The organism is Acidovorax sp. Root70 (genome assembly GCF_001428225.1).
Classification (GTDB): Bacteria; Pseudomonadota; Gammaproteobacteria; order Burkholderiales; family Burkholderiaceae_C; genus Acidovorax.
This window is the reverse complement of the sequence record NZ_LMHQ01000032.1, coordinates 1-22801: the sequence shown is the minus strand read 5'-3', so window position 1 is coordinate 22801 and position 22801 is coordinate 1. Positions and strand designations below refer to the sequence as shown.

Sequence of the window (22801 nt, the reverse complement as noted above, 5' to 3'; positions counted from 1 at the left end):
CGCTCACTTGGCGCCGCCGCCAAGGCTGCTGCTGGGGCGCAGCGCCGGTGCGGGCGCGTCGGGCGCAGGGGCCGGCGCTGCCGCGCCGGGCGGCGGGTCCTTGGGCGCCAGCACGGCGCGCACACGGCCACCGGGCGCGGGGGTGTCGCCTGCAGCAGCCGAAGACGCGGGCGCCTTCTGGCCGTCCACGGTGAACACGTCGGTGAGGTTGTTGTAGACGATCACGGCGCCGGTGATCTCATCGTTCAGCACCGACCCACGGTAGCGACGCAGTTCGGCGCGGGTGATGAAGCGCACGTTGTCGGCCTTGCCGTCGTACTCGATGACTTCGCTCTCGCCTTCGATGAACTCGTCCGGCGCTCCGGCCACGGTGTCGCGCTTCTGGCGAAAGAATGCCCGTTTGCCCGCCTCGGCCGTGACCACGCCGTACTGGTAACCGTCGGCATCCTGGCGCACATCCAGCCGCGCGCCGCGCAGCACGATGGTGCCTTTGGTCATCACCACGCGGCCCGAGAACACGCTGGTCTGCTTGAGTTCATCGTGGCGCAGGGCATCGGCCTCGATGTTCATGGGCTTGGCACGGTCGGCCTTTTCGGCGTGTGCCATGCCCGCAAGGCCAGTCAGGGCTGCGAGCAACAGGAGGGGGAGTAGGCGTTGGGTCATAGGGCACGAATCTTGCAATGATTGTAGCCACCCGATGGTACCCATCCCGAAAAAAAGCCCGCATCAGCGGGCCTTTGGGACAGCTTGCCGACAGGGTCGGCCACTCGTCAGGCTTTGCGCGCCGTCGATGCCAGGTATTCGACCACTTGCAGCACCGTCTGCATGCTGCCAGCCATCGTGCCGTCGGTGTAGTACTTGCCTGCCACGCCCATGGATGGCACGCCCTCGACGCCGTACGAATCCTGCAGCTGCGAGGCGCGACGCACCTGATTGGCCACGCTGAAGGAGCCGTAGACCTCCTTGAACTTGGCGGCGTCCACGCCCTGCTGGGTCACCCAGGCCAGGATCTCGTCGTCCTTGGCGAGCTTGACTTTTTCCACATGGATGGCGCGGAAGACCTTGGCGTGCAGGGCGTCGAGCTTGCCCATGCCTTCGAGCGTGTAGTACAGCTTTTGCTGGGGCACAAAGCTGGCATTGAACGCCACGGGCACGCGGCGGATGGAGAGGTCCTTGGGCGCGGCCTTGACCCAGGCGTCCAGCGAAGGCTCGAAGGCGTTGCAGTGGGGGCAGCTGTACCAGAAGAACTCGATCACATCGACCTTGCCAGCGGGGGCATCGGGAGCGACGGGCTTGTCCAGCCGCTTGAAGTCCTTGCCCTCCTTGAACTGGCGGGCTTGCGCCATGGCGGGGTTGGCCACTGGCAGCGTCAGGGCAGAAGCGGCAACCGCCGAGGCGGCGGACAAAGAAAACTCACGGCGTTTCATGACAAAGACTCTCCTGGTTCAGGTATGCGGGATGTGAGACATCCCTTTACAAAAAGTTCAGCCCTGGCGTTGGTGCCGTTTTGACAGGCACTTCAGCGCTGCACGCGCACGAGCGCCGATTCCAGCCCGGCGCCGTCGAGTTTCTCTTTGAGCACCTCGGCATCGTCACGCTTGGTGAAGGGGCCGATGCGCACCCGGAACACCGCCCGGCCATTTTGCTCACGCTCGCTCACGCGGGCCTCCCAACCCAGCATGGCCAGCTTGGCGCGCTGGGCGTCTGCGTCGGCCTGGGTGCGAAAGGCGCCTGCCTGCACAAAGTAGTCAAACGGGTCCGCGCTGCCCTTGGCCGCTGCCTTGGCCACGGCCAGATCGCCCAGGGGGTCGGCACCCGGCTTGCTCTCGGCCTTGGCTTCGGCTTTCGCGTCTGGCTTGCTTGCGGCGGGCTTGGCGGCCGATGCGGCGGCGCGCACCTCAGGGGCCGGTGCCGATGCAGGGGTTGACGCAGCCGCGGCCACCGGGGGCGCGGCGGGGCGGGCCGGGTTCTTGCCATACAGCGGCGAATTCGGGTCCCAGTTCTTGTTCTTCTGTGACTCCGCCGCGTCCATGTCCGCGCCGCGGCCGTTGCCCTTGTTCAAGAACGGCACCGGCACCTTGGTCACATACACGGCCACGGCCAGCGCCGCGCCCAGGCCCACGATGACCCCGACGATGAAGCCGACAATGGTCCCGCCCGTCTGTTGCTTTTTCATATTGGTAGTAACTGCTTACATTCTGGCCGGGGCCGACACGCCCAGCACAGCCAGGCCATTGTGCAATACCTGGGCGGTGGCAGCGACCAGCGCCAGGCGCGCCTTCTTCACCACCTCGTCGTCCACGAGGATGCGCTCGGCATCGTAGTAGCTGTGGTAGCTGGCGGCCAAGTCGCGCAGGTAGAAGGTCACGTCGTGCGGGGCTTCGCCGTCGGCAGCGGCCGTGAGCATCTCGGGGTACTTGGCCAGTTGCAGCATCAGCGCTTGGGCCTGGGGGCCTTCCAGCGCCGACAGGTCCACGTCCTGGAGCGACGCCACGTCGCCACCACCCGCCTCTTGCCAGGCGCGCAGCACCGACTGGATGCGGGCATGCGCGTACTGCACGTAGTACACCGGGTTGTCGTTGTTCTGCGCCACCGCTAGGTCCACGTCGAAGGTGTACTCGGTGTCGGGCTTGCGAGACAGCAAGAAGAAACGCACCGCGTCCTTGCTGGTCCACTCGATCAAATCGCGCAGCGTGACGTAGCTGCCCGCGCGCTTGCTGATCTTGACCTCTTCGCCGCCCTTGACCACGCGCACCATGGTGTGCAGCACGTAGTCGGGGTAGCCCTGCGGAATGCCCACGTCGGCCGCCTGCAGGCCGGCGCGCACGCGGGCAATGGTGCCGTGGTGGTCGGTGCCCTGGATGTTGACGACCTTGGTAAAGCCGCGCTCCCACTTGGCGATGTGGTACGCCACGTCGGGCACAAAGTAGGTGAAGGTGCCGTCCTGCTTGCGCATGACGCGGTCCTTATCGTCGCCGTAGTCGGTGCTCTTGAGCCACAGCGCGCCGTCCTGTTCGTAGGTCTTGCCGTTGGCGATGAGCTTGTTCACCGTGGCCTCGACCCGGCCGCTGGTGTACAGGCTGGACTCCAGGTAGTACTCGTCGAACTGGAGGTTGAAGGCCTGCAGGTCCTTGTCCTGTTCATTGCGCAGGTAGGCCACGGCAAACTGGCGGATGTTGTCGTAGTCGTCTACATCGCCATTGGCCGTGAACTCGCGGTCGTCGGCCTTGACGGTGGCCTTGGCCTTGAAGGCCTCGGCAATGTCGGCGATGTAGTCGCCGTTGTAGAAGTTCTTGGCCAGCGGGTTGTCGCTGTCGGTGGGCCAGCAGTCGTCGCCGGGCTTGAAGCCCTTGGCGCGCAGCTGCGTGCTCTTGGTGAGGGTGTCGATCTGCACGCCCGCGTCGTTGTAATAGAACTCGCGGTGTACCTTCCAGCCCTGGGTGCTGAACAGGTTGCAGATGGCATCGCCCAGCGCCGCTTGGCGGCCATGGCCCACGTGCAGCGGGCCCGTGGGGTTGGCCGACACGAACTCGACCAGCACCTGCTGGCCGTTGCTGGCCTGATAACCGAAACGTTCACCGGCCGTCAGCACCTCGCGCACCACTTCCTGCTTGGCAGCGGGTTGCAGGCGGATGTTCAGAAAGCCCGGGCCCGCGATTTCAATGGCGGACACCCAGCGTTGAAAGGCTGGCGTGGCTTCGAGCGCAGCCTTGAGCTGCTCGCCCAGGGCGCGCGGGTTGAGCTTGAGCGGCTTGGCCAGCTGCATGGCCGCGGTGCAGGCGAAATCGCCATGGGCCGCTACCTTGGGAGATTCAAAGGCTGCCTTGGCGCCAGCGCCGGGAGACAGGTTTTCCAGCTCGGCTGCGAGCGCAGCGAGCAATTCATTTTTGGCTGTGAGCATCGGCGGATTTTACGGGCCCGCCAGCGGCGGGGCGCCAGACGCGCCGCCACGGGGCATCCCGCAGCCAAAGGCACAATGGGCCACCGTGCCCTTTCACCCGGAGATTGCACATGCCGCCCCCACCCATCCTGCTCTACCGGCGCCGCTGGACCCTGGTGTTTCAGGTGCCTTTTGTGCTGCTGATGGCGATGTGCCTGGCGTTCTCGCTGTATTGGGCGTCCGTATCGAACGACCGGCTGCTCACGATCCTCTGCCTGTGTGCCGCGTTCGTCTCCTTCTGTGTGGGCGGAACCCTGGGCCGGTCCGCTCTGGAGGCCTACCGGGAGCAAGACCCGGCAGTGGTCATTGACGCCACCGGCATCACCGACCTGCGCCAGGACGACCCATACACCGTGCCCTGGGAAGCCATGGAACGTGTGCACCTGGACGGCTACGAAGGCGTGATCCTGGTCAAGTTGCGACCCGGCCACAAGGACTCTGCCCTAGGCGTGATCATCAAGACGCTCAAACGCTGGCAGCAACGGGGTGATGTGGTGTTTGCCCTCGGCGGGCTGGCGCACGACCCCCGGCAGATCCAAACGACACTGAAAGCCTTTCACGCAGCAGCGGCCTCCAAGCCCCGCACAAGGTTGTCATGACTTGTGCGCGTTGTCGCACGCCGTGTTCTATGGTGCAATGCCATCGGGACCCCCCATAACGCATTCACACCAGGAGATTCCATGAAAAAGCTTCTTTCCCTGACTGCACTCGGCCTGGCCCTTTCACTGGGCTTTGGTGCTCACGCCGCCGAAGACGCCAAGGCGCCCACCAAACAGCAATCGAAAATGGCGACCTGCAACAAGGACGCAGGAGACATGAAAGGTGACGAGCGCAAGGCCTTCATGAAGACCTGCCTGAGCAACAAGCCCGCCACCCAGCAGGACAAGATGAAGACCTGCAACGCCGATGCCAAGACCAAGACCCTCAAGGGCGACGAGCGCAAGGCCTTCATGAGCGAGTGCCTGAAGAAGTAAGTTCACGCGCAGTGCGCCGCCACTGGCGCACTCGACAAAACAAAAAGCCCGCCGGCAGCAAGCCGGGCGGGCTTTTCTTTTGGTGAAATTCGGGGGAATTCGCGCTTACCAGCCGCGCGCCCAGAACACCGCAATCATCGCCACCACCGGCAACACATGCGACTGGATCATCACCAGGCGGCGCACCCGCGAGACTTCCTGAGCGGGTGGCAGGGCGCCGGTGCTGCGCAGGTTCTGGCGCCAGCGGCGAAAAGCAGCCGAGGGCACAAACGACAGCACCACCATGGCCAACACCAGGGTGATCTTGACGTGGAACAGGGGCTGCGACAGGTACCACGAAGCGCCCTTCACGCCCCAGATCAACCGGGCCAGCCCACTGCCAAGCATCACTGCCCCGGCCACACCGCAGATCACATCCAGCCGGGCCAGGCGCTCGATCACGGCGGCGTTGAGCCATTCGATACGGCACAGCGCGGCCTGGCTCGACAGGAAAACCACAAAGGTCAGGATGGCCAGAAGGTGAAAGGCGGCCAGGATGGCTTCGAGGGTCATGGTGAGGATTCCTTGTAGTGCCCCAGGCTTTTGAGCCGCGCCAAGCGCTCATAGAGCCGTCAGGCAGGGCCGCCATTGTGCTTGATGGCGGTGACTCGACACTACCCGCAAAAAAGCGGCGCGGGCCCGAAGGCCCGCGCCGCTGCGGTCACTATTGTGCAGGTACCCACGCTCAGGCCACTGTGCGAGCCATCGTGGTCACAGGTACGTCCGCCGACACCACAGGCGCAGAAGCGGCAGACACTGCGAGCGGCAGCGGATGGCCGTTCATCGCCGCGTCCAGGCGTTCGTGGTCCAGCGCGTTTTCCCAACGCGACACCACCACCGTGGCCACGGCGTTGCCGATGAAGTTGGTCAGCGAACGGCATTCGCTCATGAAACGGTCCACGCCCAGGATCAGCGCCATGCCGGCCACGGGCACTTCGGGCACCACGGCCAGGGTGGCGGCCAGGGTGATGAAGCCCGCGCCCGTCACACCCGCTGCGCCCTTGGACGACAGCATGGCGACGAGCAGCAGCGCCACCTGGTGGCCCAGCGTCAGTTCGGTGTTCGTGGCCTGGGCGATGAACAGCGCGGCCAGCGTCATGTAGATGTTGGTGCCGTCCAGGTTGAACGAGTAGCCCGTGGGCACCACGAGGCCCACCACCGACTTGCTGCAACCGGCCTTTTCCATCTTTTCCATCAGCGATGGCAGGGCGGATTCAGACGACGAAGTGCCCAGCACCAGCATCAGCTCGGCCTTGAGGTAGCGGATCAGCTTGAACACCGAGAAGCCACAAAGGCGCGCCACCAGGCCCAGGATCACCACCACAAACAGCAGCGAGGTGATGTAAAACGAGCCCACCAGCCACGCCAGGTTGACCAGCGAGCCCAGGCCAAACTTGCCAATGGTGAACGCCATGGCGCCAAACGCGCCGATGGGAGCGGCCTTCATCACGATGCCCACCACCTTGAACACGGGGGTCGTCAGCGCGTCCAGAAAGTTCAGCACCGGCCGGCCTGCCTCACCCACCATCGCCAGGCCCACGCCGAACAGCACGGCCACCAGCAGCACCTGCAGGATGTTGTCGCCCACGAACGGACTCACCAGGGTCTTGGGGATGATGTCCATGGCAAAGCCCGTGAGCGTCATCTCGTGCGACTTGGCCACATAGGTCTTCACTGCCGTCTGGTCCAGGTCGGCCACGTTGATGTTCATGCCCGCGCCGGGCTGCACCACGTTGGCCACCACCAGGCCCACCACCAGGGCCAGCGTGGAGAAGAACAAAAAGTACGCCATGGCCTTGCCGAACACGCGGCCCACGGTGGAGAGCTGCGACATGCCCGCGATGCCGGTCACGATGGTCAGAAAGATCACCGGAGCGATGATCATCTTGACCAGCTTGATGAACGCGTCGCCCAGCGGCTTGAGCGCCTCGCCATAGGCGGGCTCGAAATGGCCCAGCAGCACGCCCAGAACGATGGCGAACACCACCTGGAAGTACAGTTGCCGATAAAAGGGCAGCTTCAGGGTTGAGGCTGCGGGAGCGGAATGGTTGTGCATGGAACGGGTCTCCTGGGGTCACGGGTCTGCACCACCGGGGTGCCTCCGGCGCGCGTTAGGGTGCCGTTTGTACCGCTGCACTTTGTTTCAGCCGATAACCTATTGGTATTAGTCGCAAGCGGCCTCATAGGAGAACGCGTGCACCAAATCAGGGTAACTACTTAGTCCCCAGCCTGGTGCGGCACACTCCCACTCGCGCCCAATTGGCCTTGTCGCAGCACAACCACCCCGCCGGATTTCCATGCCCACGCCCCGCCTTCGCCAGTTCTGGACGCTGCTCATCCTGCTTGCAGGCACAGCGGCCAGCATGTTCGCGGCCGGCCAGTGGGCCTGGCACCGGTCCTTGCTGGACGAAAGCGACAGCGTGCAGCGCCAGCTGGCTCTGTACGGGCAGACGCTGGCCCAGCGCATCGACCGCTACCGCACCCTGCCCGAGGTGCTGGCCCTGGACGCGCAACTGCAGGACGCGCTGCGCCGCACCCTGAGCACCGACGAGGTGGCGCGGCTCAACCGCAAGCTGGAGCAGGCCAACGGCGCCAGCCAGTCGTCCACCCTCACCCTGCTCAACCGCGACGGCCTGGCCGTGGCCGCCAGCAACTGGCGCACGACCACCAGCAATGTGGGTGTGGACTACAGCTTTCGCCCCTATGTGCAGCAGGCGCTGGCCCAGGGGCGCGGCAGCTTCTACGGCATTGGCGTGACCACGGGCGAGCCGGGCTACTTCCTGTCGCAGGCCATCCGCGACGACAGCGGCCACATCCTCGGTCTGGTGGCCATCAAGATCGCGCTGCAGGAGCTGGAGCGCGAGTGGCTGCAGACACCCGACATCGTGCTGGCGTCGGACGCGCATGGCGTGGTCTTCCTGGCCAGCCAGGACGCCTGGCGCTACCGCCTGCTGGAGCCGCTGGACGACGAGGAGCGCCGCGAGCTGAACGCCACCCGCCAATACTCCGACCAGCCGCTGCGCCCGCTCGACATCCGCGTGGACGACCGCCTCTACAACGGCGGGCGGCTGGTGCGCGTGCAACCGTCCGCCGACATGCCCGCCCCACCCGGCCGCATGCTGTGGCTGACCCAGCCCCTGCCCGGCACGCCCTGGCAACTGCACCTGGTGCACACCACCCACAGCAGCATTGCCGACAGCCGCTGGGCGGCCGCAGCCGGGGGCGGCGGCTGGCTGGCCCTATCGCTGCTGGTGCTGTTTGTGCGCCAGCGCCAGCGCCTGGCCCGCCTGCGCCAGCGCAGCCGCCAGGAGCTGGAGACCGTACTGCAACAGCACGCACAAGAGCTGCGCACCGCACAGGACGGCATCGTGCAGGCCGCCCAGCAAGCAGACATGGGCCTCTCCCGCAGCCTCGAGCACCTGCCCCAGGGCGTGGTCATCATCGACGCCGACCTGAAGCTGGTGGCGTGGAACTCGCGCTACGTACAGCTGTTCCGCTACCCCGCCGACCTGATGCAGGTGGGCCGCCCCATCGAAGACCTGATGCGCCACAACGCACGCCGGGGCCTGCTGGGCCCGGGCCCGATGGAAGAAGCCATCGAACGCCGCCTGGCCCACCTGCGCAGCGGCACCCCGCACCTGCACGAAAGCGCCAAGGAAGACGGCACCGTGCTGGAGATCCGGGGCAACCCGCTGCCCGAGGGCGGCTTTGTGACCAGCTACGCCGACATCACCAGCTACAAGAACGCCGCGCGCGAGCTGCGCTCGTTGGCCGACGCGCTGGAGCAGCGCGTGGCCGACCGCACCCGCGACCTGGACGCCGCACGGCGCGAGGCCGAGCAGGCCAACCGCTCCAAAACCCGCTTTGTGGCCGCCGCCGTGCACGACCTGCTGCAACCCCTGAACGCCGCGCGCATGTTCACCTCGCTCTTGCGCAGCCATCTGCCGGGCGACGCCGAAAGGCACGCGGTGGACAGCATCGACGGCGCCCTGGCCGCGCAGGACGCCATCCTCAACAGCCTGCTCGACATCTCGCGCATGGAGTCGGGCCAGTTCGACGTGCACATCCACGACGTGGCGCTGGGCCCGCTGCTGCAGGTGCTGGGCCACAACTTTGGCGTGCTGGCCGAGAGCCAAGGTTTAAAGCTGCGCTGCGTGCCCACGCGTGCCGTGGTGCGCACCGACGAAAACCTGCTGCGCCGCATCCTGCAGAACTTTGTCTCCAACGCCATCCGCTACAGCCGGCGCGGGCGCATTGTGGTGGGCTGCCGCAGGATGGGAGACCACCTGCGCATCGAGGTGCACGACCAGGGCACCGGCATCCCCGAGGCATTGCAACGCGAGATTTTTGAAGAATTCCGCCGCCTGGACGAAGGCCGCGCCGACGACCGCGGCGCGGGCCTGGGCCTGGCCATCGTCGAACGCCTGGGCCGCTTGCTGGGGCACGAGATCGGCCTGCGCTCACAGCTGGGACGCGGCAGCGTGTTCTGGGTATGTGTGCCGCTGGGCAACCCCGCCGCCGCGCAGCAGGCTGCGCCCCCCGCAACCACGCACCAGCCCAGTGATGACGCGCCCCTGCAAGGCAGCAGCGCCTGGGTCATTGACGACGACGGCCCCACCTGCGCCGCCACACAGGCCCTGCTGCAGCGCTGGGGCTGCACGGTGCCGCTGGCCGCTGGCGCACCCGAGGCCCTGGCCGCCGCCCAGCCCGGCCAGGCACCACAGCTGGTGCTGCTGGACGTGCACCTGGGCGCGGGCCTCCACGGCCCCGAAGTGTTCGCGCAGCTGTGCCAGCGCTGGGGCCAGACACCCGCCGTGATCCTGGTCACCGCCGAGCGCGACGCCACCCTGCGCCGCCAGGCCGCCGAGCGCGGCTGGGGCTTTCTGGCCAAGCCGGTGCGCGCGCCTGCACTGCGGGCGCTGGTGAGCCAGACGCTGCTGCGCTGGCGCGAGAAGTAGCCGCAGCGAGTCAGCTTCTCATCACTGCAAAACTGATAGCTGCAAACGCATGATGGACTAGCACCAGAGGCCCATTTCGACCCAACTCCCAACGCGGCCTCAGCCCGAAGCCCCGTCCTCTGTCTCCAGGCTCTTCACCAGCACCGCTGCCTGCGTGCGGCTGTAGCACTCCAGCTTTTTCAGGATGGCGGTGACGTGCACCTTCACCGTGTTCTCGGCCAAGCCCAGCGTGGCCGCGATCTGTTTGTTCAGCAAACCATCGGCTAGGCAGAGCAGCACGCGGAACTGCTGGGGCGTGAGCTGGGCCAGCCGCGCGGCTAGCTCGGCATCGGCCTCAGAGCGTTCGGCCGCCATGGGGGGGAACCAACTGCCGCCGTCCAGCACGGCCTGGATGGCGTCCCCCATGGCGTCGGCGGGCGCGGACTTGGGGATGAACCCCGCCGCACCAAACTGCTGGGCGCGGCGGATGACGCGGGGGTGGTCGTTGGACGAGATGATGACCACGGGCAGCTCGGGGTACTCGCCGCGTACATGCAGCAGGGCCGAGAAGCCGCGCGTGCCAGGCATGCTCAAGTCCAGCAGCACCAGCTCGACCTCGGGGTGGTCTTGCAGCGCCTGGCCCAGCGTGGCGGCGCTGGCGGCTTCCAGCGTGCGGAACTGCGGCAGCCGCTCGCGCAGCACATGCAGCACGGCGGCGCGGAACAGCGGGTGGTCGTCAGCGACGAGGAGCGTGGGCGCGGTGGACATGAGTGTGGTGCAGTCTGCCACGGGGGCCATCAGCCGCCGGCCTGGGGGCCTTTCCAGAACGCGGGCTGCGCGTACTGGTGCTTGAGGTGTTCGATCCACAGCCGCACCCGCAGCGGCATGTGCTTGCGCTGCGGGAACACCACATAGATGCCGTTGGGCGGTGCGGCAAAGTCGTGCAGCACCTCCACCAAACGGCCAGCGGCGATCTCGGCCTCAACCTCCCAGGTGCTGCGCCAGGCAATGCCGTAGCCCGCCAGGCACCAGTCGTGCAGCACCTGCCCGTCCGAGCAGTCGAGCGGGCCGCCGGGCTTGAGGTGGATGACCTCGGTGCCACCGCCTTCGACCGGCATGCGGAACGCCCAGCCCCGTGTTTGCGAGGCCTCGCTCGACAGCGTGAGGCAGTCGTGCTGCACCAGCTCGCTGGGGTGGCGCGGCGTGCCGTGGCGCTGCAGGTAAGCGGGCGTGGCCACGCACAGGCGGCGGTTGTCGGCGATGCGCACGCTCACCAGCGACGAGTCGGGCAGGTCGCCCACGCGCACGGCGCAGTCGTAGCCCTCGCCCGCCAGGTCCACCACGCGGTCGCTGAGGTTGAGCGAGATGGTCACATCGGGGTGCGCCGTGCGAAAACGCGGCACCAGCGGCGCCACATGGCGGCGACCAAAGCCGGCGGGTGCGGTGATGCGCAAATGGCCCGTGGCCTTGACGCCCCCTTCGGACACGCTGGCCTCGGCATTGGCCACGTCGGACAGCAGGCGCTGGCAGTCTTCCAGAAACGCGCTGCCTTCGTGCGTGAGGCTGATGCGGCGCGTGGTGCGCACCAGCAGCTTCACGCCCAGGTGTTCTTCCAGCGCATCGAGCCGCCGGCCCATGATGGCCGGGGCCACGCCCTCGGCCTTGGCCGCCGCGGTGAGGCTGCCGCGCGTTGCCACCGACACAAACGATTCGAAGGCCTTGAGTTTGTCCATGGGCGCTGATTATGGGGATAAAGCGGCGAAGGGCCTGGTGGCGGACATGGGCACGGCCTGTGATCGGTTTTGAAGCCAAACAGGCCGCATGCGCTAGTACAACATGCCTGAGCAGCTACACAAATGATAGTAAACCGGCATCACCCGCACTTCACACCAGGCGCGACTTGAGGAACCCCACGGTGCCATAGCGCTTGACCTCGGTGTAAAGGTCGCGCGTGAGGCCCTGCACCATGGCGGTGTAGGCGTCGGCCAGGTCGGGAGCGATGGTGAAGTGGTCGTAGTTCACGATCACGCCCACGCGCTCGCCCTGTGCGGCCAGCGGGGCAAGCAGGCGGCGCACCTCCTGCTCGATGGCGTCGATGGTGCTGGCGCTGTTGATCTGCAGGCCCGAGAAGTCGATGTGCAGCAGCTGGCGCGCGGCGTCCAGCTCAAAGCGCTGCACCAGCGGGCGGTTGAGCAACTGCTCGCGCAGGCCCAGCGGGCCGGGCTCGAACAGGCGCAGGTCCATGGTCTGCAGGCCGGGGCTGATGCGCGGCGTGAAGGCCATGTGGGCCAACACGTCGCGGTGCAGGTCGATGCCGGGCGCCAGCTCGATCAGCTCCAGCGCGCCACCGCCGTCGGCATCACCCGAGGGCACCAGGCGGAACACGCAGCGCTCCGTCACATACAGCACGCGCTGGCCGCGCCGCAGCGCCTCGGCGCCGCTGAAGGTGCGGTGCTCGACCTCACGCACCAGCTTGCGCGCGCCGCCTTCGTGCAGGATGTGCAGGTGGCCGTCCACCGCCTCCACCTGCAGCGCGCCGGCGGTGAAGGTGCCGACAAACACCACGGTCTTGGCGTTCTGGCTGATGTTGATGAAACCGCCCGCGCCCGCCAGGCGGGGCCCGAACTTGCTCACGTTGAGGTTGCCGTGCTGGTCGGCCTGCGCCAGGCCCAGGATGGCGATGTCCAGGCCACCGCCGTCGTAGAAGTCGAACTGGTTGGGCTGGTCGATGATGGCCTGCGGGTTCACGGCCGCGCCAAAGTTCAGCCCGCCTGCGGGGATGCCGCCAATCACGCCGGGCTCGGCCGTGAGCGTGACCAGGTCGATGATGCGCTCTTCGGCCGCCACGTTGGCCACACCCTCGGGCATGCCGATGCCCAGGTTCACCACCTGGTGCGGGCGCAGCTCCAGCGCCGCACGGCGGGCGATGATCTTGCGCTCGGTCAGGGGCATCGCCTCCAGCATGTCCATGGGCACGCGCAGCTCGCCGGCGAACGCGGCGCTGTAGGGCTCGGCAAAGGTCTGGTGGTGGTGCGCGGGCTCGGTGGCCAGCACCACGGCGTCCACCAGCACGCCGGGCACCTTTACCTGCCGGGGGTTGAGCGTGCCGCGCTCGGCAATGCGCTCGACCTGCGCGATGACCACGCCGCCCGAGTTGCGCGCCGCCATGGCAATCGCCAGCGCTTCGAGCGTGAGCGCCTCGCGCTCCATGGTGAGGTTGCCGTCCGCGTCGGCCGTGGTCGCACGGATGATGCCCACGTGGATGGGGAAGGCCTTGTAGAACAGGTAGTCCTGCCCGTCGATGGGCAGGATGCGCACTAGGTCTTCGGTGGTGCGCGCATTGAGCTTGCCGCCGCCGTGGCGCGGGTCTACAAAGGTGTCGAGGCCCACGCGTGTGAGCGTGCCGGGCTTGCCCGCAGCGATGTCACGGAACAGGTGCGTGATCACGCCCTGCGGCAGGTTCCAGGCCTCGATCTGGTTGTCTACCGCCAGCTTCTGGATACGCGGCACCAGGCTCCAGTGCCCGCCGATCACGCGTTTGAGCAGGCCCGCATGGCCCAGGTGGTTGAGGCCGCGCTGCTTGCCGTCGCCCTGGCCTGCGGCATAGACCAGCGTGAGGCCCTGCGGGGTTTGTGTGGACTCCCACCGCTGGGCCAGCGCCACTGCAATGCTCTCGGCAAAGCCGATGCCCACAAAGCCGCCCGTGGCCACGGTGTCGCCGTCGTGGATGAGCTGCACGGCATCGGCGGCGCTCACGATCTTGTTCTTGTGGGCCGCGTTGAGCGCGCTGGCGTCCAGGGGTGCCTGCATGGGTTTGTCTCCCGGTGGGTTTGTTGTGGGCGCAGCGTAGTGGGTAACGGGCCAAAGCACCATTCAGGGCGACTACGGACCGCCCTCAGTTTTGCGTAAAAGTCACTGGTTTAGAGATTTTCAGCGTATTTATATGGACAAACATTTGCAATACAGTCTGTCCATGGCCTGCTTGTGCGGGCACCGTTTTTCTTTGATCCCCGTTTCCACCACTCTTCTCTAGGCACCCCATGACCGATCGCACCCAAGTTCACGGCCTGCAAGTGGCCACCTCCCTGTACCGCTTTGTCGAAGACAAGGTGCTGCCCGGCACGGGGGTCGATGCCGCCGCCTTCTGGAAGGGCTTTGACGCCATCGTGTCGGACCTGGCCCCGCGCAACATCGCCCTACTGGCAGAGCGCGACCGCCTGCAAACCGAGCTAGACACCTGGCACAAGGCCAACCCCGGCCCCATCCAGAACATGGTGGCGTATCGCAGCTTCCTCGAAAAGATCGGCTACCTGGTGCCCCTGCCTGCCGACGTGAAGGCCACCACCGCCAACGTGGACGACGAGCTGGCCACGCAAGCTGGCCCCCAGCTGGTGGTGCCTATCCTGAACGCACGCTATGCGCTGAACGCCGCCAACGCGCGCTGGGGCAGCCTGTATGACGCGCTGTATGGAACGGACGCCATTCCAGAAACCGATGGCGCCGAAAAGGGCAAGGGCTACAACCCCGTGCGCGGCGCCAAGGTGATCGCATTTGCACGCCAGGTGCTGGATGACACGGCGCCCCTGGCCAGCGGCTCTCACAAGGACTCCACCGGCTACAAGGTCGAGGGTGGCCAGTTGGTCGTGTCGCTCGCCAACGGCAGCACCACGGGCCTGAAGGACGCGTCACAGTTCAAGGGCTACCAGGGCAATGCCGCCGCGCCTTCGTCGGTGCTGCTGCAGCACAACGGCCTGCACCTGGACATCCAGATCGACCGCAGCACGCCCATTGGCCAGTCTGACGCGGCAGGCGTGAGCGACCTGGTGCTCGAAGCCGCCCTCTCCACCATCCTGGACCTGGAAGACTCCGTGGCCGCCGTGGACGCAGAGGACAAGGTGCTGGGCTACAGCAACTGGCTGGGCATCATCCAGGCGACGCTGACCGAGCAGGTCGCCAAGGGCGGCAAGACCTTCACGCGCGGCCTGAACCCTGATCGCATCTACACCGCCCCCCAAGGCGGTGAAGTGCGCCTGCACGGCCGCTCGCTCATGTTCCTGCGCAATGTGGGCCACCTGATGACGAACCCGGCCATCCTCTGGAAGGACGCCCAGGGCGCGCAACGCGAGATCCCTGAAGGCATCCTGGACGCGGTGGTGACCACGGCCATTGCACTGCACGACCTGCAAGGCCATGGCGCGAACGGTATTCGCAACAGCCGCAAAGGCAGCGTCTACATCGTCAAGCCCAAGATGCACGGCCCCGCCGAAGTGGGTTTTGCCGCTGAACTGTTTGGCCGCGTCGAAAAGCTGCTGGGTCTGCCCGACAGCACCGTCAAGCTGGGCATCATGGACGAAGAGCGCCGCACGTCCGTCAACCTCAAGGCCTGCATTGCCGCCGCATCGAGCCGCGTGGCATTCATCAACACCGGCTTCCTGGACCGCACGGGCGACGAGATGCACACCGCCATGCACGCTGGCCCCATGGTGCGCAAGGGCGACATGAAGACCAGCGCCTGGATCCAGTCGTACGAGAAGAACAACGTGCTGGTGGGCCTGAGCTGCGGCCTGCGCGGCAAGGCGCAGATCGGCAAGGGCATGTGGGCCATGCCCGACCTGATGGCCGAGATGCTCAAGCAGAAGATCGCCCACCCCAAGGCCGGTGCCAACACCGCCTGGGTGCCCAGCCCCACGGGCGCCACGCTGCATGCGCTGCACTACCACCAGGTGAAGGTGAGCGACATCCAGATCGAGCTGGAAAAGACCGACGTGAACGCCGAGCGCGACAACCTGCTGACCGGCCTGCTCACCGTGCCCGTGGCCGCCGCCCCCAACTGGAGCGACGCCGAGAAGCAGCAGGAGCTGGACAACAACGCCCAGGGCATCCTGGGCTACGTGGTGCGCTGGGTGGACCAGGGCGTGGGTTGCTCCAAGGTGCCCGACATCCACAACGTGGGCCTGATGGAAGACCGCGCCACGCTGCGCATCAGCAGCCAGCACATGGCCAACTGGCTGCACCACGGTGTGGTGACCGAAGCCCAGGTGCGTGCCACGTTCGAGCGCATGGCCGCCGTGGTGGACCAGCAAAACGCGGGTGACCCGCTGTACCAGCCCATGGCCGGACACTTTGACACCAGCATGGCGTACAAGGCGGCCTGCGACCTGGTCTTCAAGGGCCTGGAGCAGCCCAGCGGCTACACCGAGCCACTGCTGCACGCCTGGCGCCTGAAGGTGAAGGCCGCCACGGCCTGACCAGGCTTGAGCGAAATGCTATTTATTGGATAGCACTCAGCACATACAGGATAGGCACCAGAGGCCTCTCTGATCCAAAAACAACGGCGCCCGAGGGCGCCGTTGTGGTTCTGGGAGCAACCTGCGGGTTCAGACCAGAAAGCGTTGCGCCAGCAGCGCCCAATAGGCCGCACCGATGGGCAGATTGGCGTCGTTGAAGTCGTAGCCGGGGTTGTGCACCATGCATGCCCCCGCGCTGTCGCCGTCGCCGTTGCCGATGAACAGGTAGCTGCCGGGCACGCGCTCCAGCATGAAGGCGAAGTCTTCGCTGCCGGACAAGGCCAGGCCCTGCAGGGTCACATGCGCCTCGCCGACCAGCTCCAGGGCCACCTCGCAGGCGAAGGCGGTTTCTTCCGGCGTGTTGACCAGCACGGCATAACCGGGCCGCCAGTCGATCTGCGCCGCGACGCCCAAGCTATCCGCCTGCGCAGCGATCAGCGCCTTGATACGTTGCTCCAGCCTGGCGCGCACTGCACGGTCCAGCGCGCGCACGCTCAGCTCCAGCGTGGCGCTTTGCGGGATCACGTTGTTGGCCTTGCCGGCATGCAGCGCCCCCACGGTCACCACCGCCATCTGCAACGGATCGATGTTGCGCGAGACCACCGTCTGCAGCGCCATCACGATGCTGGCTGCGGCCACGATGGGGTCGGTCGCCAGGTGCGGCATGGCGCCATGGCCGCCGACGCCGGTGAGCGTGACCGTGGCGTAGTCGGACGAGGCCATGGTGGCGCCCTCGCGCAGCACCAGCTGGCCTTGTGGCAAGCCGGGCATGTTGTGCATGGCAAAGACCGCATCGCAGGGGTATTTGTCGAACAGGCCGTCGTCCATCATGCGCAGCGCGCCGCCGCCGCCTTCTTCGGCAGGCTGGAAGATCAGGTTCAAGGTGCCCGAAAAGTCCCCGCTCTGCGCCAGGTGCTGTGCGGCAGCCAGCAGCATGGCGGTGTGGCCGTCGTGGCCGCAGGCATGCATCACCCCGTCGTGGCAACTGGCGTGTGGCAGGCCGGTGGCTTCATGGATGGGCAGGGCATCCATGTCGGCGCGCAGGCCCAGCCGGCGGCGGCCGTCGCCGCGCACCAGCTGGCCCACCAGACCGGTACCACCCAGGCCGCGCTCGATTGCGTAGCCCCAGCCCTGGAGCTTCTCGGCCACCAGGGCCGAGGTGCGGTGTTCGTCGAAAGCCAGTTCTGGGTGGCGGTGGATGTCGCGCCGCAGGCCGATGAATTCGTCGGCCGTCGCGTTCAGTGCTTTCAGCAAAGGGGTGCTCATGGGAACGCTCACTGGGGCTGCAGGTTGATGGATTTGGCGATGGCACGGTAACGCGCGGTCTCGGCCTCGAAGAACGCGGTGGCTTCGGCCAGCGATGTGGACGGCGATGCCAGCTGCGTTTGCGCTGCCAGCTGCGAGCGCACGGACGGGTCCTGCAGCGTCGCGCCAATGGCCTTGTGCAGGCGCTGAACCACCGCTTCTGGCGTGTTCTTGGGCACCATGAAGCCGCTCCAGATGCCGTAGGAGAAGTTTTTCAGCTCCTTGCCTTCGCTGGCGGTCGGCACGTTTTTCAGCAGCTCCGAACGTTGCCCGCCGAGCTGGCCGATGATCTTGACCCGGCCTTGATCGGCCATCGCCCCCATCGCCGCGCTGTACACCAGCACGGCGAAATCGACCTGCCCGCCGCCGATGTCCTGCATCAGGGGCGCATTGCCCCTGTAGGGCGCGTGGAGCAGCTTGATGCCGGCGCGTTGCTGCACGTCCTCAAGGATCAGGTGGTACAGCGAGCCCACGCCCACGCTGCCGTAGGTCAGCGGCTTGTCACCCGATTTGCGCGCCAGCGCAATCAGCTCGTCCACGCTGTTGACCGGCAGATCCTTGCGCGCCACGAAAACCATCACGGCATCCGCCACCGGATGCACCAGGCGGAAGTCCTCGGTCTTGAGCTTCACGGCGGCGTTGGCCAGCGGCGACAGGATGACCTCGTTGGGCGAGCCCTGGAAGATGTAGTGGCCATCGGCAGGCGCGGCCAGCACCTTTTGGGCAGCCAGGCCCCCCGCGGCGCCGCCCAGGTTTTCCACCACCACCGGCTGGCCCAACTCCTTGCCCAAAGGTACGGTGAAGATGCGTGCCGTCGCATCGGACGGCCCCCCGGCCGGGTAGGGCACCATCAGGTTGACCGGCTTGCTGGGGTAGGTCTGGGCGAGGGCGGCGCCGTTGACCAGCAGCGCACTGGCCAGGAGCAGGCTGACTGTCTTGAATGCGTTCATGGGGTTGTCTCCTTGGAATATTTGGAATGCATCGGAATGCCTGGAACGGGCGCACTGGGGATGCATTCAAGAATGCTAGATAGGCCGAATTGATGTGTCCAATGCATTATTTTTCTGCTTATCATTCATTCGACTCATTCATTGGCTGCAGCACGAACCTCCAACAACTCGAACACCTGCTGGCTGTGGCCGAGACCGGCTCGTTCAGCCGCGCCGCCGAACGACAGCACCTCACGCAATCCGCCCTGAGCCGCAGCATCCAGGCCCTGGAGGAAGATCTGGGTGCGCGCCTGGTCGACCGCAGCGGCAAACGCAACGAGCTCACGCCGCTGGGTGAAGCCGTGGCGGTGCGCGCCCGGCGCATGGTGTTCGAGGCGGCCGAACTGCGCCGCAGTGCCGAACTGCTCAAGCAGGGCGATCTGGGCGCTATCCGCGTGGGTCTGGGGTCGGGGCCGGGCGCGATGCTGATGACGCCGTTTCTGATCCACATGGCCAGACACCATCCAGGCGTGCAGGTCAGCGTGTCGCCGGGCGCGACCGAACTGCAGCTCATGCAGCTGCGCCAGCGCACGCTGGACGCGCTGGTGGTTGATGTTCGCCGCACGGCGCCGGCGCCTGACCTGGCCATCGAGTACCTCACCGACATGCGTGCCGGTTTTGTCTGCCGCAGCGGCCATCCCTTGCTGCAGGGCGGCGGCCCGGTGTCGTTTGACGCGTTGCTGCGCTACCCCCTGGCGTCGATCCCCCTGAGCACCGAAGTCGCCCATCTGCTGGTCACCCACTTCGGCCCGCAGGCCGACCCGCAGCAGGCCGTGAGCCTGCGCTGCGACGACATCACCAGCTTGATCGCCACCGTTGCGGCCTCGGACGCGATCTACCTGGGCATCCTGGCACCCGCACGCGTGGGCATCGCCGCGGGGCAGCTCGCTGAACTGGCCACCGAGCCACCGCTGGTCAGCGGCGCGCGTTTTGCCTTTGTCACGCTGGCGGGACGCACCGAAGCGCCGTCAATGGGCCTGTTCCGCCAGTTTGTGGCGGAGCAGCTGCGCAACTAAGCGCTCCAGAAATGGCTCTGGCGGCCCACACCATTGCGACCAGGGGTCGGCGCCATCGAAGATGCCGGGGCGGCAGAAGCCAGTCCATTCCAATCCAGAATGCCCCTCTGCGCCCTTAGATAAAGCGCAAGATGCTACTTTTATGAGAGCATTGTGGAATGAACCGCAGGCGGGCGCCGTTGCGCGACGCTTGCCCCCGGCCCGCCACGCGCCGCCGTACACTGGGCGCCGGTGCCCGTTTCCTGCGCGCGCTGCCCATCTCATCCCGCTCCATGCCACGCCCAGAACCGGACTCCTCTCGTTGCCCCCTGTGCGGCCAGTCCAACCAATGCGCGATGGCGCTGGGGCTGCCGCCCGACAGCTGCTGGTGCATGACAAAGCGCATTGCGCCCGGCGCCCTGGAGGCCCTGCCTGCGGACGAGCGCGGCCAACGCTGCATTTGCCCCGCCTGCGGCGCGCCCGGCGCACCGAGCGCACGCAGCGGAGACACCGCGTAACCGCCGATATGATTTCTCTTTCGTTTTTTGCCCACTCCCAAGGAAGCTGATATGCCCACGTACCACGTCGAAATGATGGAAGGCCGCACGGTCGAGCAAAAGAAGAAGCTGGTGGAAGAGATCACCCGCGTGTCCGTCGAGATCCTGGGCGGCTCGCCCGAGTCGGTGGACATCCTGATCACCGACATCAAGCGCGAAAACTGGGCCACGGGCGGCAAGCTGTGGCTGGAGCGCACGTCCTGAACGCAGGTTCCCGCACCGTTACGAACCCCGTCGCACGGCTTCTGCATTTGACCGTTTCATGAACTCCTCCTCGGGGTCACTGTACGTCTTGCGCGAGCGCTATGGCGAGCGCTATCGGTGGCTGCTGTTGCTGTCCGTCATGGTCGGCACCATGGCCTCCATCATGTCCTCCACCATCGTCAACGTGGCGATCCCGGACATGAGCCACTACTTTGCACTGGGCCAGGAGCGCGCCCAATGGGTCACCTCGGGCTTCATGGTGGCCACCACCGTGTCCATGCTCACCACCCCCTGGCTGCTGTCGCGGTACGGCTACCGCGCGACCTATGTGGGCGCTATGTTGCTGCTGCTGGTCGGCGGTGTGGGAGGCGGTCTGGCGCGCGACTTTGGCCTGGTACTTGCCGCACGGGTGGCCGAGGGGCTGGCGGCCGGTGTTGTGCAACCCATCCCGGCCGTCATCATCCTCTACGCCTTCCAGCCCCATGAGCAAGGGCGCGCCAGCGGCATTTTTGGCATGGGCGTGGTGCTGGCACCCGCCATTGGCCCGAGCATCGGGGGATTGCTGGTGGACTGGTTTGGCTGGCGCTCGATTTTCTTCATGGTCGTGCCGCTGTGCCTGGCATCCATTTGGCTGGCCTACAAATTCGTGCCGATCACTGCGCCCGGGGGCGTTGAGGCCAATCGCCAAGGTCAGGCGCTGGACTGGCGGGGGCTGCTGCTGGGCACCGTGGGCACGCTGTGCCTCCTCAATGGCCTGGTCTCGCTGCATGGTGGGTCCATGACCGAAGCAGGTGTCCTGTTACTGAGCGCGGTCGTGGCCGTGGCTTGCTTTGTGGCTTGGCAACGCAGGCTACTGCGCACCGGGCGCAAGCCGCTGATGGACCTGCGCCTTTTTCAATACCGCCAGTTCGCCATGGGCAGTGTGGTGGCGTTCATCTACGGTACAGCCTTGTTCGGCTCCACCTACCTGTTGCCGGTATTCATGCAATTGGGGCTGGAGTTGTCGGCATCCCACGTGGGCACCCTGATGCTCCCAGCCGGATTCGTGCTGGCCGCCACCATCGCGGTGGTGGGCCGACTGGCCGACCGTCAACCGACCCATTTGCTGGTCAGCACCGGGCTGGGTTTGCTGGCGCTGTCGTTCGGACTGATGGTGTTTGTGGGCCTGGGCTCGTCGCTGTGGATGCTGGTCGCTTTTGCGATCCTGGGGCGCATCGGGCTGGGATTCATTCTGCCCTCGCTGAACCTCGGCTCGATGCGCCCGCTGGACAAGTCGTTGATTTCTCAAGGCTCCAGCGCCATTGGCTTCTTGCGCATGCTGGGCGGCGCAGCAGGGGTCAGCCTGTGTGGCATCGTGCTGGAATGGCGCCTGAGCGCACATGGCGCGTCGCTGGCGGCTGGAGCCAGCAACTCTGCCCGCATTGCAGCGTTTGGCGAGACTTTCTTGATGCTGACTTTTCTGTGTCTGCTGGCTCTGGTAGCGGCTTGGCAACTGCGCGAAGCCCGTTCCGAATGACGCTACCACGCCCCCTATCCTGATGCTTTCGGGCCGGCGTGGCCCAGACTCTATCAAGCTTTTTTTCGACACCGAAGAAACGGAACCTTCGCCATGTGCCAACTGCTCGGCATGAACTGCAATGTCCCCACCGATGTGACCTTCAGCTTCACGGGGTTTGCGCAACGCGGCGGAAAGACCGACCATCACACCGATGGCTGGGGTATCGCGTTCTTCGAAGACAAGGGGTTGAGGCACTTTGTGGACCATCTGGCGGCGATGGACTCCCCTGTAGCTGAGCTGATTCGCCGCTACCCCATCAAGAGCCGGAACGTCATTGCCCATATCCGCAAAGCCACCCAGGGCGTGGTGAGCCTTCAGAACTGCCATCCTTTTGTGCGCGAGCTGTGGGGTCGGTACTGGGTGTTTGCCCACAACGGAGATCTGAAAGACTTCCGTCCACGCCTGCATTCACATTTCCGTCCGGTAGGCGATACCGACAGCGAGCACGCGTTTTGCTGGATCATGCAGGAGTTGGCCAAGTCACACGCCAGCGTGCCTTCAGTTCCAGAGCTCACGCTGACCCTCAAGGAACTCGCTGCGCGTATAGCCCCTCATGGCACATTCAATTTGCTTCTTTCCAATGGTCAGGCCTTGTGGGCACACGCCTCCACCAATCTGCACTACATAGAGCGCCGCCACCCATTTGGCGCAGCGCATTTGAGTGACGAAGACCTGCAGCTGGATTTTTCGAAGGAAACCAGCGAACACGACCAAGTCGCAGTGATCGTGACGAGCCCATTGACCAGCAACGAGAGCTGGACGGCATTCGGCAAGGGAGAGCTGCTGGTGTTCGAGCAAGGCCGGCGGCTGCCGATCTGATTGCAAGCAATGCCTAGCGTCGGCGAGGTGCCAAGCGAGGGATAAGGGCTAGGAACCGATGCGTGCGCTGAGAGCTAGCCCGGTGGCGAATCTGGCACTCCAAAGCAAAAAACCCCAGTCCTTTAGAGACTGGGGTTTTCTGGGCTGTAAGAGCCTGACGATGACCTACTTTCACACGGGAACCCGCACTATCATCG

Annotated in this window: 20 protein-coding genes; 9 read left to right on the top strand and 11 right to left on the bottom strand. The window is 65.9% G+C overall.

Annotated features, from left to right (window positions below):
* Nucleotides 1-3: 3 nt before the first annotated feature.
* The 4 genes from lptA to argS form a co-directional block, all read right to left on the bottom strand.
* On the bottom strand, nt 4-663 hold the full coding sequence (gene lptA / locus ASD94_RS21710; RefSeq protein WP_056647742.1) for a lipopolysaccharide transport periplasmic protein LptA: 660 nt from the start codon (nt 661-663) through the stop codon (nt 4-6).
* A gap of 107 nt (nt 664-770) precedes the next feature.
* Entirely contained in the window at nt 771-1427 is a 657-nt protein-coding gene (locus ASD94_RS21705) for a thiol:disulfide interchange protein DsbA/DsbL (RefSeq protein ID WP_056647739.1), read from the bottom strand.
* Between the two features lie 92 nt (nt 1428-1519).
* The gene (locus ASD94_RS21700; protein WP_056647736.1) at nt 1520-2176 is read right to left on the bottom strand and encodes an SPOR domain-containing protein; all 657 of its coding nucleotides are present in this window, start codon (nt 2174-2176) and stop codon (nt 1520-1522) included.
* Between the two features lie 15 nt (nt 2177-2191).
* The gene (argS, locus tag ASD94_RS21695) at nt 2192-3901 is read right to left on the bottom strand and encodes an arginine--tRNA ligase (RefSeq protein ID WP_056647733.1); all 1710 of its coding nucleotides are present in this window, start codon (nt 3899-3901) and stop codon (nt 2192-2194) included.
* Between the two features lie 110 nt (nt 3902-4011).
* Here argS and ASD94_RS21690 point away from each other — a divergent pair, with 110 nt between their 5' ends.
* Complete coding sequence (locus ASD94_RS21690) at nt 4012-4539, top strand: hypothetical protein (RefSeq protein WP_056647730.1); 528 nt, start codon at nt 4012-4014, stop codon at nt 4537-4539.
* Between the two features lie 81 nt (nt 4540-4620).
* On the top strand, nt 4621-4914 hold the full coding sequence (locus ASD94_RS21685) for a PsiF family protein (RefSeq protein ID WP_056647727.1): 294 nt from the start codon (nt 4621-4623) through the stop codon (nt 4912-4914).
* Nucleotides 4915-5019: 105 nt separating this feature from the next.
* Here the strand turns inward: ASD94_RS21685 and ASD94_RS21680 are convergent, their stop codons facing one another.
* Together ASD94_RS21680 and ASD94_RS21675 are read right to left on the bottom strand one after the other, a co-directional pair.
* The gene (locus ASD94_RS21680; RefSeq protein WP_056647724.1) at nt 5020-5466 is read right to left on the bottom strand and encodes a DUF2214 family protein; all 447 of its coding nucleotides are present in this window, start codon (nt 5464-5466) and stop codon (nt 5020-5022) included.
* A 172-nt stretch (nt 5467-5638) separates the two neighbouring features.
* Nucleotides 5639-7009 (bottom strand): dicarboxylate/amino acid:cation symporter, encoded by a 1371-nt coding sequence (locus ASD94_RS21675; RefSeq protein ID WP_056647722.1) that lies wholly within the window; start codon nt 7007-7009, stop codon nt 5639-5641.
* Nucleotides 7010-7250: 241 nt separating this feature from the next.
* Here ASD94_RS21675 and ASD94_RS21670 point away from each other — a divergent pair, with 241 nt between their 5' ends.
* A complete protein-coding gene (locus tag ASD94_RS21670; RefSeq protein ID WP_056647719.1) occupies nt 7251-9911 on the top strand; it encodes a PAS-domain containing protein in 2661 nt (886 codons plus the stop codon).
* A 99-nt stretch (nt 9912-10010) separates the two neighbouring features.
* Here ASD94_RS21670 and ASD94_RS21665 read toward each other — a convergent pair whose 3' ends face one another.
* The 3 genes from ASD94_RS21665 to ASD94_RS21655 form a co-directional block, all read right to left on the bottom strand.
* On the bottom strand, nt 10011-10658 hold the full coding sequence (locus ASD94_RS21665) for a response regulator transcription factor (RefSeq protein ID WP_056648324.1): 648 nt from the start codon (nt 10656-10658) through the stop codon (nt 10011-10013).
* Between the two features lie 29 nt (nt 10659-10687).
* Nucleotides 10688-11623, bottom strand: coding sequence for a LysR family transcriptional regulator (locus ASD94_RS21660; RefSeq protein WP_015016104.1), 936 nt, complete (start codon nt 11621-11623; stop codon nt 10688-10690).
* A 151-nt stretch (nt 11624-11774) separates the two neighbouring features.
* Nucleotides 11775-13700 (bottom strand): acyl CoA:acetate/3-ketoacid CoA transferase, encoded by a 1926-nt coding sequence (locus ASD94_RS21655; RefSeq protein WP_056647717.1) that lies wholly within the window; start codon nt 13698-13700, stop codon nt 11775-11777.
* A gap of 230 nt (nt 13701-13930) precedes the next feature.
* Here ASD94_RS21655 and ASD94_RS21650 point away from each other — a divergent pair, with 230 nt between their 5' ends.
* A complete protein-coding gene (locus ASD94_RS21650; RefSeq protein WP_056647715.1) occupies nt 13931-16138 on the top strand; it encodes a malate synthase G in 2208 nt (735 codons plus the stop codon).
* A 129-nt stretch (nt 16139-16267) separates the two neighbouring features.
* On the opposite strand, the gene ASD94_RS21645 is transcribed toward ASD94_RS21650, so the two are convergent.
* Together ASD94_RS21645 and ASD94_RS21640 are read right to left on the bottom strand one after the other, a co-directional pair.
* The gene (locus ASD94_RS21645) at nt 16268-17443 is read right to left on the bottom strand and encodes a M20 aminoacylase family protein (protein ID WP_056647712.1); all 1176 of its coding nucleotides are present in this window, start codon (nt 17441-17443) and stop codon (nt 16268-16270) included.
* 8 nt (nt 17444-17451) lie between these two features.
* The gene (locus tag ASD94_RS21640; RefSeq protein WP_056647709.1) at nt 17452-18432 is read right to left on the bottom strand and encodes a tripartite tricarboxylate transporter substrate binding protein; all 981 of its coding nucleotides are present in this window, start codon (nt 18430-18432) and stop codon (nt 17452-17454) included.
* Between the two features lie 101 nt (nt 18433-18533).
* Here ASD94_RS21640 and ASD94_RS21635 point away from each other — a divergent pair, with 101 nt between their 5' ends.
* The 5 genes from ASD94_RS21635 (at nt 18534) to ASD94_RS21615 (ending at nt 22604) form a co-directional block, all read left to right on the top strand.
* Nucleotides 18534-19487, top strand: a complete 954-nt coding sequence (locus ASD94_RS21635) for a LysR family transcriptional regulator (protein ID WP_056647706.1) — start codon at nt 18534-18536, stop codon at nt 19485-19487.
* Between the two features lie 272 nt (nt 19488-19759).
* A complete protein-coding gene (locus ASD94_RS21630) occupies nt 19760-19984 on the top strand; it encodes a cysteine-rich CWC family protein (RefSeq protein WP_056648321.1) in 225 nt (74 codons plus the stop codon).
* A 27-nt stretch (nt 19985-20011) separates the two neighbouring features.
* Entirely contained in the window at nt 20012-20227 is a 216-nt protein-coding gene (locus tag ASD94_RS21625) for a 4-oxalocrotonate tautomerase (RefSeq protein ID WP_255411685.1), read from the top strand.
* 58 nt (nt 20228-20285) lie between these two features.
* A complete protein-coding gene (locus ASD94_RS21620) occupies nt 20286-21743 on the top strand; it encodes a DHA2 family efflux MFS transporter permease subunit (RefSeq protein WP_056647700.1) in 1458 nt (485 codons plus the stop codon).
* Nucleotides 21744-21836: 93 nt separating this feature from the next.
* The gene (locus ASD94_RS21615) at nt 21837-22604 is read left to right on the top strand and encodes a class II glutamine amidotransferase (RefSeq protein WP_056647696.1); all 768 of its coding nucleotides are present in this window, start codon (nt 21837-21839) and stop codon (nt 22602-22604) included.
* Nucleotides 22605-22801 lie beyond the last annotated feature (197 nt).